Source organism: Muribacter muris (assembly GCF_004569585.1).
Classification (GTDB): domain Bacteria; phylum Pseudomonadota; class Gammaproteobacteria; order Enterobacterales; family Pasteurellaceae; genus Muribacter; species Muribacter muris.
In genome coordinates, this window is sequence record NZ_SPPA01000005.1 from 42,101 (window position 1) to 58,227 (window position 16,127).

Here is a 16,127-nt window from a genome sequence, read left to right on the forward strand (position 1 = left end):
ATGACGTTTTATTATGGATTGGATATTGGCGGCACCAAAATTGAGCTGGCAGTGTTTAACGACAAATTGGAAAAGTTGTACAGTGAGCGTGTACCAACGCCGCAAACCAGCTATGAAGATTGGCTTTACACGGTGGAAACCTTAGTGCGTAATGCCGATCAAAAATTTGCGACTAAAGGGAATGTCGGTTTAGGGTTGCCGGGGTTTGTGAACCGTGAAACCGGCGTGGCGGAAATCACTAATATCCGTGTGGCGGACGGTAAAACGATTATCCGTGATCTGAGCGAACGGCTAGGGCGTGAGGTCAAAGCGGAAAACGATGCCAACTGCTTTGCACTGTCGGAGGCGTGGGACGAAAATAATCAGCAATATGCTACTGTATTAGGGCTGATTTTAGGCACGGGCTTTGGCGGCGGTTTAGTGTTTGACGGCAAAATTCACTCCGGTCATATCGGTATGGCGGGCGAAGTCGGGCATATGCAGCTCAATTATCACGCCTTGAAATTACTCGGCTGGGATAATGCACCGATTTACGAATGCGGCTGCGGCAACCGAGCCTGTTTGGATACCTATCTTTCCGGGCGTGGCTTTGAAATGCTCTACCGTGATTTAGTCGGCGAGACGCTTGATGCGAAGAACATCATCAGCCGTTTTTATCAAAATGAGCCGAAAACGGTCGAATTTGTCAATACGTTCATTGAGTTAATGGCGGTGAGCATCGGGAATCTGATTACCGTGTTAGATCCGGATATGATCGTCTTTGGCGGCGGGTTATCGAATTTCGATTATATCTACGAAGCGCTACCAAAAGCGTTACCGCCGCATTTAATGCGCAGTGCTAAAGTGCCGGTATTGAAAAAAGCAATTCACGGCGATGCGGGCGGCACACGGGGCGCAGCCGCACTCTTTTTAAAATAACTTAACGTAAGCGGGGCAATGGGATTTGCCCTTTTACTTTGGTGAAGATGATGATTTCAATTTTTCCGATTCCGGCGTTGGCGGATAACTACATTTGGGTATTAGCGAAAGGGCAGAAAGCGGTGATTGTCGATCCGGGCGAAAGTCAGCCCGTGAGCGATTTTTTAGCAAAATATCAGCTTGAACCGACCGCTTGTTTGCTGACCCATAATCATAATGACCATACCGGCGGGGTGCTTGCATTGCGAAAAAATTATCCGCAGTTAAAGGTGTTCGGCCCGCAAGAAGTGGCGGCATTTGCCACGGAGATTGTTTATCCGACGCAGCAATTTAGCCTGTTGGATTTACCGATCGAGATCATTGAGAGCGGTGGGCATACCGAAGGGCATCTCAGCTATTTGGTCGATCATCGCTATTTATTTTGTGGCGATGCGCTGTTTTGTGGCGGTTGCGGGCGGGTATTTACGCAGGATTATGTGGCACAGTTTGCCGCCTTACAACGTTTTGCCGCATTAGCTGATGAGGTAGCCGTCTATCCGGCACACGAATATACCCAAAGTAACCTCAAATTTGCCGAAGCGGTATTGCCGCCGAGCTGCGTTTTAATGGAATATCAAGAGCGAGCGGATATGCTACGGGCGCAAAACCGCCCGACATTACCGACGACTATCGGGGTCGAAAAACAGATCAATCCGTTTTTAAAGGCACAAACCTTGGCTGAATTTACACGGTTACGCAAACAGAAGGATAATTTTTAATCGGTTATGCTTTTCCGAAAGTTATGCCTTATGCTATGATTGAGCGTTAATTTGAGATAAACAAAGAGAGTTTTCCGTGCGCTTTGATTCAACCAAAATGCCTCGACACGTTGCCATCATTATGGACGGTAACGGCAGATGGGCGAAACAACAAGGCAAATTACGCATTTTTGGACATCAAAACGGCGTGAAAGCGGTCAGAAATGCGGTAAATTTTGCAGCCCGTCATCATATTGAAGTGCTGACGCTCTACGCCTTTAGCAGCGAGAATTGGAGTCGGCCGGAAACGGAAGTATCGGCATTGATGACGTTATTTATGAAAGCGTTAAATTCCGAAGTCAAAACGTTGCATAAAAATAATATCCGCTTGAAGATTATCGGTGATAAATCCCGCTTTAGCGACCATTTGCAACAGCGTATTCAAGCGGCGGAACAATTAACGGCCGCCAATAGCGGTTTAACCCTCAATATTGCGGCAAATTACGGCGGTTATTGGGATATTGTGAATGCGGCAAAACAACTGGCGCAGCAGGTTGAACAGGGGGCATTAACGGTTGAGCAAATTACTCCGGAGGCTTTTCAGCAAGCCTTGGTTACCGAAGATCAGCCGCAAGTCGATTTGTTGATTCGAACCAGCGGCGAGCAACGTATCAGTAATTTTTTATTGTGGCAAATTGCCTATGCGGAACTGTTTTTTAGCCCGGTGTTGTGGCCGGATTTTGATGAAAACAGCTTTAGCGAGGCGATTATCGCTTATCAACAACGTGATCGCCGTTTTGGCGGTTGCTGAATAAAGGGAGCATAAATGCTTAAACAACGAGTTTTGTCGGCGGTTGTGATGATCGCTTTCGCATTAGTGGCATTATTTGGGCTGCCGCCTCTGCCGTTTACGATTGCATTATCGGCGATTGTTGTCTTGGCAATGTGGGAATGGGCGCAGTTTGTCGGTTTTAAACGTCCGATCGCCCGTGCGATAGTCGCATTTGTGGTTACCTGTTTATTCTTTTTTCCAATGGTTGCCAGCACCGATTATATTCGAGCCGCCCGTTTCTTAACCGATGAAACCACCCCGCTATTATTTCTCGGTTGCATTTGGTGGTGCATTGCATTGGGGTTGGTTGTTTCCTATCCGAACTCGGCGAAAGGCTGGCAGCATTCCGTGAGTGCCAAATTTATTTTCGGCTTCTGTACGCTGATCCCTTTTTTGATCGGGGTGTTGGCTCTGCGTTTCTACCAATATCCGCTTAATCAATATCAAGGCACTTATTTACTGCTGTATGTATTCTTGTTGGTTTGGGGAGCGGATTCCGGTGCTTATTTTGTCGGACGGGCGATCGGCAAACGTAAACTTGCGCCGAAAGTGTCGCCGGGCAAATCGTGGGAAGGGGCGATCGGCGGCGTGCTGACTTCGGCTGTGATAGCGGGGATTTTTTTACAATTTGCACCGAATGTTTTTGGGCGTGAGATCGAGACGGTCTCATTTATTGTGTTATCCATTATGACCGTTGCCGTTTCCGTGCTAGGCGATTTAAGCGAAAGTATGTTTAAACGCCAAGCGGGGATTAAGGATAGTAGTAATCTGATCCCGGGGCACGGCGGGATTTTAGATCGGATTGACAGTTTAACCGCTGCCGTACCTGTGTTTGCAACCGGCTTTTTCTTTTTGGTATAAGGGCTTACTTTGACGTCTATTGTTGCTTTTTTTATTCTCATCTGTGTTTTAGTCTTTGTGCACGAATACGGTCATTTTTGGGCTGCCCGCAAATGCGGGGTAAAGGTACTGCGTTTTTCTATCGGCTTTGGTAAAGTGCTATGGCGGAAAAAGGACAAGCACGGCACGGAATTTGCCTTTTCACTGATTCCTCTCGGCGGTTATGTCCAAATGTATAACGGCGAGCCGGAGCTGAATTTACCGATAGAACACGCCTTAAAACATAAAAGTCTGTTGCAGCGGGCGGCAATTATTGCTGCCGGTCCGATCGCTAACTTTTTGTTTGCGATTGTCGCATATTGGGCGGTGTTTAGCCTTGGCGTGCCGACGGTGAAGCCGGTTATCGGTGAGGTTTTGCCGGATTCTATTGCCGCACAAGCTCAACTGACGCCTGAATTTGAAATTACTCATATAGACGGCAGAGAAGTGCGGGATTGGGAGGACGTAACTTTAACCTTAGTCGGCAAAGTCGGTTCAAATGCTGTTGAGCTAAAAGGTTACGATATGGAGAGCGGCTTTCCGGCTCACGCATCATTAGATTTGAGTGGCTGGCAGGTGGACGGCAATAAACAAAATCCGCTTACGGCACTAGGTATTCGTCCGAAAAGTAGTGTGATTGAACCAATAATTAAAGGCGTAGTCGAAAATTCACCGGCAGCACAGGCGGGCTTAATCGCAGGCGATCGGATTATCCGCATCAATCAACAGCCGTTTGACTGGGCTTTTTTAGTTGAGCAGGTACAAACGGGTGAACCGTTAGTATTAGAGATTGAGCGGCAAGGCGTGGAACAGAGTGTGTCTATCCAGCCTGAAAAAAAAGAAAAACGCTATTTAATTGGTATTCAGCCGAGCTATCAACCGCTCGAGGATAAATACCGTACCGAGTTAAAGTATGATATGCTCACGGCATTGGAGAAAAGTTTAAGTAAAGTTTGGGCGTTAATTGACACCATTTTGCAATTTATCGGGCATTTGATTACCGGGCAGTTATCGCTTAGCAATATGGGCGGCCCGATTTCAATGGCAAAAGGGGCAGGCGCAACCGCAGAAATTGGGTTTGTCTATTATTTAGGCTTTATGGCATTGATTAGCGTGAACCTTGGGGTGATGAATTTATTCCCGATTTTGCCGTTAGACGGCGGGCAATTAGTGTTATTAGCCGGTGAAGCAATTCGCCGTAAACCGATAGCCGAGAAGATTCAGCTAAGATTTCAACAACTTGGTATTGTTTTTGTGTTGAGCTTAATGGCATTTGCGTTATTTAACGATTTAATTCATTTTTAATCGCTTGCAAGCGGTTAGATTTTCACATATTTTTGCAAACGAATAGGATCATTTCGATGAAAAAACTCTTACTTTCTACACTTTTAATTGCAAACGGCGTGGTGGCTGCGCCTTTTGTGATTAAAGATATTCGTATTGACGGCGTTCAGCCTGAAACGGGGGCGGCGATTATTTCCGGATTACCGGTAAAAGTCGGTCAAAAAGCGACTGATAATGATGTGGCGAATGTGGTCAGACAACTTTTTGCCAGAGAATTATTTGCTGATGTGCGGGCAAGCAGAGAAGGTAATACGTTAGTCATTAAAGTTACGGAGTTTCCGATCATTAACAAAGTGGATATTGAAGGCAACTCGGCGATTCCAAAAGATCCTTTAGAGCAGAATTTAACCGCTAATTTAATCAAAAAAGGCGAAATCTATAATGCAGAACGTGTAGAAGCCTTCAAAGAAGCATTATTAACACATTACCATTCCATTGGTCGTTATAATGCCACGATCGATACCGTAACCAATAAAAGCGAGAACGGCGGTGTTGATGTTAAATTGGTGATCAGCGAAGGCGATATCGCCTATGTAAAGCAGATCAATTTTGACGGCAACAAAGCCTTTAGCGCAAAAGAATTAACCAAACAACTTGATATTCAACCAGATGTTGCGTGGTGGAATATTTTCCAAAGCAGCAAATTTGAGCAACAGCCGTATAACCAAGATCTTGAAAACCTGCGGGATTTTTATATGAACCGCGGTTATGCCAAATATGATTTGCTAAAAAGCGATGTGCAATTTAGCGAAGACAAAAAAGAGGTCAATCTAACCTATCAAATTAACGAAGGCGACCAATACCATATCAGCGAAATGCGCATTTCCGGTAATACCGCACGTTTAGACAAAGAATTGAGCGCCCTATTGAAAGATTTTAAATCCGGTCAATTATTCCGTAAAGACGAATTGGCGAAAATCGAAGAAGGGATTAAAGCTATACTGGGTGAAAACGGTTTCGGTTCACCGAAAGTGGATATTTTCCCGATTTTTGATGAAGAGAATAAAACTGTGCGGATCAACTATATTGTCGATGCGGGATCACGCATTTATGTGCGAAAAATCCGCTTTGAAGGCAATGATGTTACTGCGGATTCCACCCTACGCCGTGAAATGCGTCAGCAGGAAGGCGCTTGGCTTTCTACCACCGCCGCTCAACTGGGTAAAGCCCGTTTAGAACGAACCGGATTCTATGAAAGCGTAGAATTGAGTTACCCGAATGTGCCAAATGTGGCGGATCAGGTTGATTTGGTCTATAAAATTAAAGAGCGTAATACCGGTAGTATTAACTTCGGGATCGGTTATGGATCAGAGAGTGGTTTAAGCTATCAGGCTGGTATCAAGCAGGATAACTTCTTGGGAATGGGATCAACTATCAGCTTATCCGGTACTCGTAATGACTACGGCACGAGCGTGAACCTTGGTTATACCGAACCGTACTTCACAAAAGATGGTGTAAGCCTTGGCGGTAATGTTTTTTATGAAGATTATGATAATTCAAAGAGCAGCTCATCGTCTAAATATCAGCGTAGAACCTACGGCGTAAACGGCACATTAGGTTTCCCGGTGGATGAAAATAACTCCTACTACCTTGGTTTAGGGTTTACGCACGATAAAATCAAAAACGCAGAGCGCGAATTTACCCGTGATCTTTATGTGCGTTCAATGAACTTCCCGTTTAACCAAGAGAGCAATGTTTACCCGAAAATTAAAGCGAAAGACTTTGATTTCTCCTTTGGTTGGAACTACAACAGCCTCAATCGTGGTTATTTCCCAACGGAAGGCACAGCGGCAAATATCGGTGGAAAAGTAACAATTCCGGGATCGGATAATAAATATTACAAACTGAACGCCGACTTTAGAAATTATTTCCCGCTTAACCGTGAACATAAATGGGTTATTTCCACCAAAGCGGGTGTCGGCTATGCCAACGGTTTTGGCGGTAAGAACTTGCCATTCTATCAACATTATTCGGCGGGCGGTATCGGCACATTGCGTGGCTTCGGTTACGGTGCAATTGGGCCGAAAGCGATTTACTATCGTGCGGCAACCGAGCAGGAAAGAGGCGGTTTCTTAAATCCATCGAATGATGTTATCGGCGGAAATGCGATTGCAACGGCAAGTGTAGAATTGATTATGCCGACTCCGTTTATCAGCGAAAAATATCAGCATAACGTCAGAACCTCCCTGTTTGTTGATGCGGCAACGGTTTGGAATACCAAATGGAAACAAAAAACGGTGTTAGACGGCTTAGAGTATAATTACTCCAGTTTGGAAAATTTCAAAGATTACAAACGTGTGCGTGCATCGGCGGGGATTGGTTTCCAATGGAATTCACCGATTGGGCCACTTGCATTCTCCTATGCAAAACCAATCAAAAAATATAACGGCGATGAAATTGAGCAATTCCAATTTAGCATTGGTAGCTCGTTCTAAACGCTCATCGCAAGCGGTCGATTAGGGCCACTTTTTTGCAAAATTTGTGTTGAAATCGACCGCCTGTCAAGATTATTTCACCCAAAAGGATATGTATTTTATGAAAAAATTATTTAAATTAGCGGCAGTGGCCGCAGCTCTTGCATTTTCAGCAAATGCAGCGAATGCGAACGATAAAATCGGTTTTGCCGATCCGGGTTATTTAATGCAAAATCACCCTTGGATGGTTGCGGCTAATGAAAAAATGACCCAATTTATGAAAGAGAGCGAAGCTAAATTTGCCGATGAAGATAAAAAGTTGCAAGATGAAGAGAAAGCATTATTGGCAGAGCGTAAAAAATTAGAAGACGATGCCAAAAAATTGCAAAAAGAGCAAAGCAGCGTAGAAGCTTCATTAAAGAAAAAAGTCCAAGCACTAGAAAAAGAAGCGCCACGTTTACGTTCTAAAGAGATCCAAGCCCGCCAAGATAAAATCAATGCAGAGCATAAAGCGTTCCAAAATAAAGTCGCGGCGATCCAAAAACGTGAAGCGGAGTTTGGTAAAAAAGCAGAGGCTTTCCAGAAAAAAATTACCGCTTTCCAAGAGAAAATTGCAAAAGCACAACAATCTTCTGCGGGTTTCGATCCGAATGAAGTGCAAAAACAAGTGGTAGAAGAGATTAATCAAACGATTAAAACCGTTGCAGAATCAAAAGGTTATACTTTAGTCTTCTCTCCGGCAATGGCTCTGTATGCCAAAGATGAAAAAGCGGATATTACCGAAGATGTATTGGCAGCCTTAAAAGCAAATGCAAAACCGCTACCGGAAAAAGCTGCCGATGCGCCTAAGGCAGAGGAAAAAGCAGAAACCCCTGCGGACGCTAAACCGGAAGAAGCGAAAAAATAATGGCGATTTTCCGTTTAGCACAGTTAGCGGAGCAGATCGGCGGTACTCTTCGGGGTAACGCCGATTTGGCTATTTCCGGCATTGCGCCTTTGGAGAAAGCAGAGGCGGTTCATATTACGTTTATTTCCAATGCAAAATATCGCCCGCAACTGAGTGCTTGTCAAGCTGGTGCGATTATTGTTTCCCAAGATGATGTGTCATTTTGCCTTGAAAATCAAAATCTTATTATTGTTGCGAACCCCTATCTTGCCTATGCGCTATTGGCGCAATATATGGACAGTACACCAAAAGCGGCTGAAAATATTGCCCCGACTGCCGTGATTTCACCACAGGCGGTTTTAGGGAAAAATGTCTCTGTCGGGGCTAATGCCGTGATTGAAAGTGGCGTGGAATTAGGCGATGATGTGGTTATTGGGGCGGGTTGCTTTATCGGTAAAAACAGTCAAATCGGTGCAAGAACCCAACTGTGGGCGAATGTGTGTGTTTACCACAATGTGCAAATCGGTAGCGATTGTTTGATCCAATCTTCCGCCGTGATTGGCAGTGATGGGTTTGGTTATGCAAACGATAAAGGGCAATGGATCAAAATTCCGCAAACCGGCGGTGTGGTGATCGGCAATCGGGTTGAGATTGGTGCTTGCACCTGTATTGATCGGGGGGCATTAGATCCAACCGTTATTGAAGATAATGTGATTATCGATAACCTTTGCCAAATCGCTCACAATGTGCATATTGGCTATGGCACGGCAGTGGCAGGCGGTGTAATTATGGCGGGCAGCCTGAAAGTCGGGCGTTTCTGCCAAATCGGCGGTGCAAGTGTGATTAACGGTCATATGGAGATTTGTGACGGCGCAATTATTACCGGAATGGGAATGGTGATGCGGCCGATCACAGAGAAAGGGATTTACTCGTCCGGCATTCCGCTGCAACCGAACAAAGCGTGGCGTAAAACCGCTGCGTTAGTTATGAACATTGATGAAATGAACAAACGTTTGAAAGCGTTAGAGAAGCAACTCACTAACGCATAACCCTATGTAACCGAGAGAGGTCAGAGTGACGGCATTACAAACTGAACAAAGAGAACCGAGAATTATTGAAGTAACCGAAATTATGGAGATGCTGCCGCATCGCTATCCGTTTTTATTGGTTGATCGGGTGGTGGATTTTGAAGAAGGAAAATGGCTGAAAGCGGTAAAAAATATTAGTGTGAATGAACCTTGTTTTACCGGTCATTTTCCTGATCGTCCCGTTTTCCCCGGCGTGCTGATTTTGGAAGCGATGGCACAAGCTACGGGCGTATTGGCAATTAAAAGTTACGGCAAATTGAAAGAAAACGAACTCTACTATTTTGCTGCAGTTGATAATGCCCGCTTTAAGCGTCCGGTTGTGCCGGGTGATCAGATGCTGATTGAGGTAACTTTCGTCAAAGAACGCCGTGGCATCACTGCCTTTAGCGGCAAAGCCTTTGTGGACGGCAAAATTGTCTGTGAAGCCGATTTAATGTGCGCCCGTAAATAAATTCACCCTAACAAGAGGGAAAACTATGCAACTTATTGATTCTTCAGCAAAAATAAGCCCGCTTGCCGTCATTGAAGAGGGCGCTCGCATTGGGGCTGGGGTGGAAATCGGCCCGTTTTGCGTGATTGGCAAAGAGGTAAAAATCGGGGCGAGAACCAAAATTCATTCCCACGTTGTGATTCAAGGGGATACGGAAATTGGTGAAGATAACCATATTTTCCAATTTGCCAGCATTGGCGAAATCAACCAGGATTTAAAATATCAAGGCGAACCGACCAAAACCCGTATCGGTCATCGCAATCGGATTCGTGAGAGTGTTACCATTCATCGTGGCACGGTGCAGGGCGGTGGTGTAACGAAAGTCGGTGATGATAACCTGTTTATGATCAACTGTCATATCGCCCACGATTGTCAGATTGGTAACCGCTGTATTATTGCCAATAACGGCACGCTTGCCGGACACGTTACCCTAGATGATTTTGTGATTGTCGGCGGAATGTCGGCAATTCATCAATTTGTCGTGATTGGTTCGCACGTTATGCTTGGCGGCGGCTCAATGGTCAGCCAAGACGTACCACCTTATGTGATGGCGCAAGGCAACCACGCTCAACCGTTCGGGGTCAATCTTGAAGGGCTAAAACGCCGTGGCTTTGAAAAAGCGACAATGCACGCTATTCGTAATGTGTATAAATTGATTTACCGTAGTGGCAAAACCCTTGAAGAAGCGATGCCGGAAATTGAACAATACGCTAAAACCGAAGCGGCGGTCAGTTTATTCCTCGACTTCTTTAAACGTTCGACCCGAGGTATTATCCGCTAGTCGCAAGCGGTGGGTTTCAAACTAAAATCGACAAAATAAATGGGACACCGGTAGTGTCCCATTTTGTAGATCGTTCAGCCGAACCGACCGCTTGCTACTGGGTTAAGTCAATGCGGTAAACTGCAAAGCCGACTTCATCTGTTCCTACTTGCTCCATTGGATATTGCGCTTTTTCTTTGATAAAGGCTTTCGCTTTTTCCGTTGGTGATGTTTCAACCCGAATATCCAATTTCACTTGGGTTTTGATTGGTGCAAACCGCCAGTTACCGTTTGCAGTTGGGCTGACTTTTCCGTGCGCCTGCGTTTGTGCGGTAATGTAATTGGCAAGTATTTGGCGGTTTTCGTCCGGTGAGGCAAAGACGATATGTTGATCGCCTGTGCCGGGGAATTTATTGCTGTACGCACGATAATTGTTGGTTGCAATTAAAAATTCCCCTTTTGGATCAACGGCTTTGCCGTTAAACGTAAGGTTGATTACCCGCTGGGCAGTCGGGTTAATCAGTTTACATTCTCCGTCATAACGTGCCGGTTGGGTAATATTAAATTGATATTCGACCCCGTCAATCACATCAAAATTGTAAGTGCGGAAGCCCTCCCAATCAATTAGGGTTTGAGGCTGTTCACTTTTCGGGTCGATCTGCTTAAACATTCCGGCACTGCACTCCAGCCACTCTTTGAGCTGTTCGCCACTGACTTTCACCACCACCAGCGTGTTTGGGTAGAGGTACAAATCAGCGGCATTACGGAAGGTTAATTCGCCTTTATCTACCTCCGTATAACCGTTCGGATCGTTTTTACGTCCGCCCGCTTTAAACGGCGCGCCTGCACTTAAAATCGGCAGACCGGCTAGTTCGGGTAAAGCTTTTACCGCATTTTCCACATAAGCCCGCTGTGCCTGATTGACGATCTGAATGGTCGGATCGTCCTGAATTAAGGCGAGGTAGCTGTACATATTATCGTCCGCCTTACCGATTGGCTGGGAGACAAATTGGCGGGTCGCCTCGTGAACCGGCTGCAATAAAGCGGTCAGTTCGGGGTGATTTTTTGCAACGGCGGTTTTAGTGGCGGTGTCATAAATCGGGCGCAGTGCAGCACTGCCGTCCGTTACCAGCCAATCGTTACCCCGCTTGGCAAGGGTTAAATCAATCACGCTGATATTATTTGCCCAGTAGCCTGCCATTGCTTCCGGCACGCCTTTGAATGTGCCTTTTTCAATATCGGCGTTTGCAGTACCGGCAAACTCTTTATTCGGGAAGAGGCGGTGAGAATGCCCGAAAATAACTGCATCAATGCCTTTGACATCGGCAAGGTAGAAAGCCGCATTCTCTGCCCCTTCTTGATATGGCTTATCGGACGGGCCGGTGTGAGCAAGGGCGATGATAATATCCGCACCGGCTTTTTTGACGAGCGGCACATATTTTTCCGCCGTTTTCACAATATCACGGGCTTCCACTTTGCCGTCTAAATGGGCTTTGTCCCACACCATAATTTGCGGCGGCACAAAGCCGATATAGCCCACATTGAGCGTATGCTTAATGCCGTCCTCATCAACAACCTCTTTCGGTTGGATAAAATAAGGCTGATAAAGCGGTTCGTCTGTGCCGGCTTTAACGATATTCGCATTAATGATCGGGAATTGGGCTTGTTTGATAGCACTCTCAAGGTAGGTTAAACCGTAGTTGAATTCGTGGTTGCCGAGCGTGCCGACATCATAATGCATCGCATTGAGCGCTGCAACGGCAGGGTGAGGCTCACCGGCTTTATGTCCTACGGCGGCTTGATAATCGGCAATCGGGTTACCCTGAATTAAGTCGCCGTTATCCACCAGTACACTGTTTTTGGCTTCTTGGCGGGCTTGTTCGATTAACGTTGCGGCACGGGTAAAGCCAAATTTATCCGTTGGGGCATCTTTGTAATAGTCAAAATCCGTTAAAAAGCTGTGAATATCGGTTGTGCCGACAATGCGAAAATGCACTTTGCTATTGCCGGCGGCAAAGGCAAAACGGTTAGTACTCAGGGCTAAAATACTGGTTGCGCCGATTTTAATGAAATGTCTTCTGTTCATTCTGACTCCTTTTATTACTCAAAAAAGAAAAGGTTGGTATAACCCAACCTTTTGCCGTTATGCCACGCTAACCGATTCGATGATCACATCTTCTTTCGGGACATTTTGGTGGAAACCTTTATTGCCGGTTGCTACACCTTTGATTTTATCGACAACGTCCATACCTTCGACTACTTCACCAAAGACGGCATAACCCCACTCTTGCACCACTTCACGTCCGTGCATCTCTTTAGAGCGGTAATCTAAGAAGGTGTTATCGGCAACATTGATAAAAAATTGCGATGACGCAGAGTGCGGATCGGCGGTACGAGCCATTGCGATCGTACCACGTTTGTTGCTCAAACGGTTGTTGGCTTCATTTTGAATCGGTGCTTTGGTCGCTTTTTCAGTGAAGCTGACCGTCATTCCGCCGCCTTGAATCATAAAGCCGTCAATCACACGGTGGAAGATCGTGCCGTTGTAAAAGCCTTCTTTGCAGTAATCTTCAAAGTTTTTAGCAGTGATGGGCGCTTTGTCAAAATCTAATTGGATTTTAATCTCGCCAAAATTGGTATGTAATGTAATCATTTCGGGTTCCTTATAACAGGGAAAGGGAGTTTAGAGCGATATTATTAAAAAGTTTGGCAAAAATTGCAAAAAATTCTCAAAATTCGTTATACTCTTATCATTTTAAAGGCATTGCAAGCGGTCGGATTTAGCCGATTGTTTGCAAAATGGCGGATTTTTTAGACACAAATGAGGACGTTATGCTCAAAATTTACAATACGTTAAAGCGTGAAAAAGAAGAGTTTAAACCGATTAACCCGAACCAAGTGGGAATGTATGTATGTGGTGTAACGGTTTATGATCTTTGCCATTTTGGGCACGGGCGCACCTTTGTGTCCTTCGATGTTATTGCCCGTTATTTGCGTTATTCGGGCTACAATCTTCGTTATGTGCGAAATATCACCGATGTGGACGATAAAATCATCAAACGTGCCCTCAAAAACAATGAAAGTTGCGATCAGTTGGTGGACCGTATGATCGCCGAAATGCACAAGGATTTTGATTCGCTTAACATTTTACGCCCCGATGTCGAGCCGAGAGCGACACAACATATTTCGGAGATTATTGCGATGGTGCAAACCTTGCTTGATAAAGGACATGCCTATGTCGCAGAGGACGGCGATGTGATGTTTAATGTGGAATCTTTCAAGCAATACGGGGCATTGTCCCGCCAAAATTTAGAGCAACTGCAAGCAGGAGCGAGAGTCGAGATTAAATCGGTGAAACGTAATCCGATGGATTTCGTGCTGTGGAAGATGTCGAAAGAAAACGAACCGAGCTGGGATTCCCCTTGGGGTAAAGGTCGCCCCGGCTGGCATATTGAATGTTCGGCTATGAACAGTAAAGAGCTGGGGACGCATTTTGATATTCACGGCGGCGGCTCGGATTTGATGTTCCCACACCACGAAAACGAGATTGCGCAATCTTGCTGTGCCCACGGGGATCAATATGTCAATTATTGGCTACACACGGGAATGCTGACGATCAACGAAGAAAAAATGTCAAAATCCCTGAATAATTTCTTCACCATTCGGGATATTTTGGATAAATACGATTGTGAAAGTGTGCGTTATTTCTTCTTAACCGCACAATACCGTAGCTTGCTTGATTACAGCGAAGAGAATATCGGCTTGGCACGTAAAGCGTTAGAGCGTTTATATACGGCTTTACGTGGCTGTGATACAGCCATTGAACCGACAGGGAATGATGCCTATGTGGACGCCTTTAAAGCCGCAATGGACGATGATTTCAATACACCGGGGGCATTGGCGGTACTGTTTGAGCTGGCTCGTGAAATCAATAAAGTGAAGAATGACGATACAGCTCAAGCTAATATATTAGCGGCTCGTTTAAAACAACTTGGCGGAGTGCTAGGCTTATTGGAACAAGCACCGGAAACTTTCTTACAGGGCAGTGCGGATAATGATGATGTGGCGGAGATTGAAGCATTAATTCGGCAACGCAATGAAGCCAGAGCCGCTAAAAACTGGGCGGCAGCCGATGAAGCCCGCAACAAGCTCACCGCAATGGGCATTGTGTTAGAAGACGGTGCAAACGGCACAACTTGGCGCAAAGCCTAGCTTAGCAAGCGGTTGGTTTTGAAAGAGAAAATGTAAAGTTGAGCTTTGATAATCCTATCAGCTCAATTTTTTTATATATTCTTCATCTTGTGGCATACAATAGGGAAGAAATGTCAGTTATAAAGGAATATTTGTTAAGAAGGGTTATCCGTCTAAGGATAATTTTATACGTATATTATCGAAGCAGAAATATATAAGTTATCCAATGGATTTGGATAGAGATTGAATTAAAACCTCGGTTAAAAAATACTATATCCGGATTGATATTGCTAATCAGAATATAGACAAAGACGGTTGTATTGATTTTATCAAAAGTTCGCTATATCAAGTAAATTTAAGAGGAGCAACTCATTGAAAAATCAGTTTGTGGAATTGAATAGCGATGGCGATTTTTTTGTGATGTTGCCTTATCATCAAGCAGAGGTATGGCAAGGGTATGAATCTGAATTATATCCTATGGCTGACGCTAAAAATGCGTTCTTATCTGTTTTAAATGTAGAGCATACACCAATTATTCTACTTGGTGATGAACCTCTTCCTACTTACCCTGTGATTATAAATCAAACATTATTTATAATAAGATGTTATTGGGCTAATGATCATAATGCACTTAAAGATCTGATTAAAAAACTGCGTAATGAGGATATATCAGCAACTATTTTAGAAACAGTTTGCTTATATTCGGAGAATAGAGAGTGGATTATTTTTGATGGTGCTTATACCGCCCGACAATCCGCACACTGCCGATTGGCTGTTTCTTTGCTGAGATCTGTTTATAAAATTGAGACATTTATCTCTGAAAATCATCAAGCAGCTTTTCTCATACATCGTTTTATCTAACCTAATTTTTAATTATCCCCTATATGAGTTAATACTAACTTCCCTGAAAAACGCTCGGTGAGTTGTTGTTGAATGGTCGCCAGTTGGCTGGGGTTAATGCCGAGTATTAAATCAATTTTATCGCTAAATTGTTGCTCAACAAGGCTGATATCCCATTCGTTAAAGAGGTGTTGGAGGCTGTTAAATTGGTCGTACTCACACTGCAAGCGGTAGTTTTGGCGTAATACTTTGCGAACGGTTTCCAGCCGGCTGAGTGCCTGTTGTACCCCGTTTCCGTAGGCTTTCACCAAGCCGCCCGTGCCGAGTAAAATGCCGCCGTAATAACGCACCACTACCGCACTAATTTCCCCTAAACCGCTGCCGAGTAAATAGTTGAGCATTGGTTTGCCTGCCGTGCCGGCGGGCTCGCCATCGTCGGAAAAACCGTACTGCTGCGAGTTATGCGGACTGGCCGCTACCGTAGCCCAGCAGTGATGGCGGGCGTGAGGGTGTAAGGCTCTGATCTCCGCCCAAAACTGTTTGGCTTGCTCAAGCCCTTCTGTGTGGCGTAGATAAGTGATAAATCGGCTTTTTTTGATCTCTTCTTCAAAAATCACTTCTGCTTTTGGGATAAAAAATTCCATTTTTGTTCTGTATTGTCTGCAAACAACGGTATTTTAGCATAGCCGCCTTGTGCCTTTGCGGGCATTAGTGTTAAAAAAATGTGAAATGGTTCATATTTTTAAAA

Annotated in this window: 15 protein-coding genes; 12 read left to right on the forward strand and 3 right to left on the reverse strand. The window is 45.0% G+C overall.

Annotation, left to right across the window (positions count from 1 at the left end):
* The 10 genes from nagK to lpxA all read left to right on the forward strand — a co-directional run bounded on the left by nagK (window position 1) and on the right by lpxA (window position 10,369).
* Window positions 1–918 (forward strand): N-acetylglucosamine kinase, encoded by a 918-nt coding sequence (gene nagK, locus E4T80_RS03340; protein ID WP_135054937.1) that lies wholly within the window; start codon window positions 1–3, stop codon window positions 916–918.
* 50 nt (window positions 919–968) lie between these two features.
* Entirely contained in the window at window positions 969–1,676 is a 708-nt protein-coding gene (gloB, locus tag E4T80_RS03345; protein ID WP_135055066.1) for a hydroxyacylglutathione hydrolase, read from the forward strand.
* A 76-nt stretch (window positions 1,677–1,752) separates the two neighbouring features.
* Window positions 1,753–2,466: a polyprenyl diphosphate synthase gene (gene uppS / locus E4T80_RS03350; RefSeq protein ID WP_135054939.1), complete on the forward strand. Its 714-nt coding sequence runs from the start codon at window positions 1,753–1,755 to the stop codon at window positions 2,464–2,466.
* 15 nt (window positions 2,467–2,481) lie between these two features.
* Window positions 2,482–3,348: a phosphatidate cytidylyltransferase gene (locus tag E4T80_RS03355; protein ID WP_135054941.1), complete on the forward strand. Its 867-nt coding sequence runs from the start codon at window positions 2,482–2,484 to the stop codon at window positions 3,346–3,348.
* 9 nt (window positions 3,349–3,357) lie between these two features.
* Window positions 3,358–4,671, forward strand: a complete 1,314-nt coding sequence (gene rseP / locus E4T80_RS03360; protein WP_135054943.1) for a sigma E protease regulator RseP — start codon at window positions 3,358–3,360, stop codon at window positions 4,669–4,671.
* Between the two features lie 56 nt (window positions 4,672–4,727).
* A complete protein-coding gene (gene bamA / locus E4T80_RS03365; RefSeq protein ID WP_135054945.1) occupies window positions 4,728–7,145 on the forward strand; it encodes an outer membrane protein assembly factor BamA in 2,418 nt (805 codons plus the stop codon).
* Between the two features lie 100 nt (window positions 7,146–7,245).
* A complete protein-coding gene (locus E4T80_RS03370) occupies window positions 7,246–8,031 on the forward strand; it encodes an OmpH family outer membrane protein (protein WP_135054947.1) in 786 nt (261 codons plus the stop codon).
* Window positions 8,031–9,059, forward strand: a complete 1,029-nt coding sequence (lpxD, locus tag E4T80_RS03375; protein WP_135054949.1) for a UDP-3-O-(3-hydroxymyristoyl)glucosamine N-acyltransferase — start codon at window positions 8,031–8,033, stop codon at window positions 9,057–9,059. The genes E4T80_RS03370 and lpxD overlap by 1 nt, the downstream gene beginning before the upstream one ends.
* A gap of 25 nt (window positions 9,060–9,084) precedes the next feature.
* On the forward strand, window positions 9,085–9,549 hold the full coding sequence (gene fabZ / locus E4T80_RS03380; RefSeq protein ID WP_084724264.1) for a 3-hydroxyacyl-ACP dehydratase FabZ: 465 nt from the start codon (window positions 9,085–9,087) through the stop codon (window positions 9,547–9,549).
* A gap of 25 nt (window positions 9,550–9,574) precedes the next feature.
* A complete protein-coding gene (gene lpxA / locus E4T80_RS03385) occupies window positions 9,575–10,369 on the forward strand; it encodes an acyl-ACP--UDP-N-acetylglucosamine O-acyltransferase (RefSeq protein ID WP_135054951.1) in 795 nt (264 codons plus the stop codon).
* Between the two features lie 94 nt (window positions 10,370–10,463).
* Here lpxA and cpdB read toward each other — a convergent pair whose 3' ends face one another.
* Window positions 10,464–12,434 (reverse strand): 2',3'-cyclic-nucleotide 2'-phosphodiesterase, encoded by a 1,971-nt coding sequence (gene cpdB, locus E4T80_RS03390; RefSeq protein ID WP_135054953.1) that lies wholly within the window; start codon window positions 12,432–12,434, stop codon window positions 10,464–10,466.
* A 57-nt stretch (window positions 12,435–12,491) separates the two neighbouring features.
* The gene (locus E4T80_RS03395) at window positions 12,492–13,001 is read right to left on the reverse strand and encodes a peptidylprolyl isomerase (RefSeq protein ID WP_135054955.1); all 510 of its coding nucleotides are present in this window, start codon (window positions 12,999–13,001) and stop codon (window positions 12,492–12,494) included.
* A 179-nt stretch (window positions 13,002–13,180) separates the two neighbouring features.
* On the opposite strand from E4T80_RS03395, the gene cysS reads away from it, so the two are divergent.
* Together cysS and E4T80_RS03405 are read left to right on the forward strand one after the other, a co-directional pair.
* Complete coding sequence (gene cysS / locus E4T80_RS03400; RefSeq protein ID WP_135055068.1) at window positions 13,181–14,560, forward strand: cysteine--tRNA ligase; 1,380 nt, start codon at window positions 13,181–13,183, stop codon at window positions 14,558–14,560.
* 351 nt (window positions 14,561–14,911) lie between these two features.
* Window positions 14,912–15,400 (forward strand): hypothetical protein, encoded by a 489-nt coding sequence (locus tag E4T80_RS03405; RefSeq protein ID WP_135054957.1) that lies wholly within the window; start codon window positions 14,912–14,914, stop codon window positions 15,398–15,400.
* 8 nt (window positions 15,401–15,408) lie between these two features.
* Here E4T80_RS03405 and E4T80_RS03410 read toward each other — a convergent pair whose 3' ends face one another.
* Window positions 15,409–16,023: a YigZ family protein gene (locus tag E4T80_RS03410; RefSeq protein ID WP_135054959.1), complete on the reverse strand. Its 615-nt coding sequence runs from the start codon at window positions 16,021–16,023 to the stop codon at window positions 15,409–15,411.
* Window positions 16,024–16,127 lie beyond the last annotated feature (104 nt).

Excerpts from the sequence above, each read along its gene's own strand:
- nagK (WP_135054937.1), top strand. The coding sequence starts at position 1 with ATGACGTTTTATTATGGATTGGATATTGGCGGCACCAAAATTGAGCTG.
- gloB (WP_135055066.1), top strand. The coding sequence starts at position 969 with ATGATTTCAATTTTTCCGATTCCGGCGTTGGCGGATAACTACATTTGG.
- E4T80_RS03355 (WP_135054941.1), top strand. The coding sequence starts at position 2,482 with ATGCTTAAACAACGAGTTTTGTCGGCGGTTGTGATGATCGCTTTCGCA.
- bamA (WP_135054945.1), top strand. The coding sequence starts at position 4,728 with ATGAAAAAACTCTTACTTTCTACACTTTTAATTGCAAACGGCGTGGTG.
- E4T80_RS03370 (WP_135054947.1), top strand. The coding sequence starts at position 7,246 with ATGAAAAAATTATTTAAATTAGCGGCAGTGGCCGCAGCTCTTGCATTT.
- lpxD (WP_135054949.1), top strand. The coding sequence starts at position 8,031 with ATGGCGATTTTCCGTTTAGCACAGTTAGCGGAGCAGATCGGCGGTACT.
- lpxA (WP_135054951.1), top strand. The coding sequence starts at position 9,575 with ATGCAACTTATTGATTCTTCAGCAAAAATAAGCCCGCTTGCCGTCATT.
- cpdB (WP_135054953.1), bottom strand. The coding sequence starts at position 12,434 with ATGAACAGAAGACATTTCATTAAAATCGGCGCAACCAGTATTTTAGCC.
- E4T80_RS03395 (WP_135054955.1), bottom strand. The coding sequence starts at position 13,001 with ATGATTACATTACATACCAATTTTGGCGAGATTAAAATCCAATTAGAT.
- cysS (WP_135055068.1), top strand. The coding sequence starts at position 13,181 with ATGCTCAAAATTTACAATACGTTAAAGCGTGAAAAAGAAGAGTTTAAA.
- E4T80_RS03410 (WP_135054959.1), bottom strand. The coding sequence starts at position 16,023 with ATGGAATTTTTTATCCCAAAAGCAGAAGTGATTTTTGAAGAAGAGATC.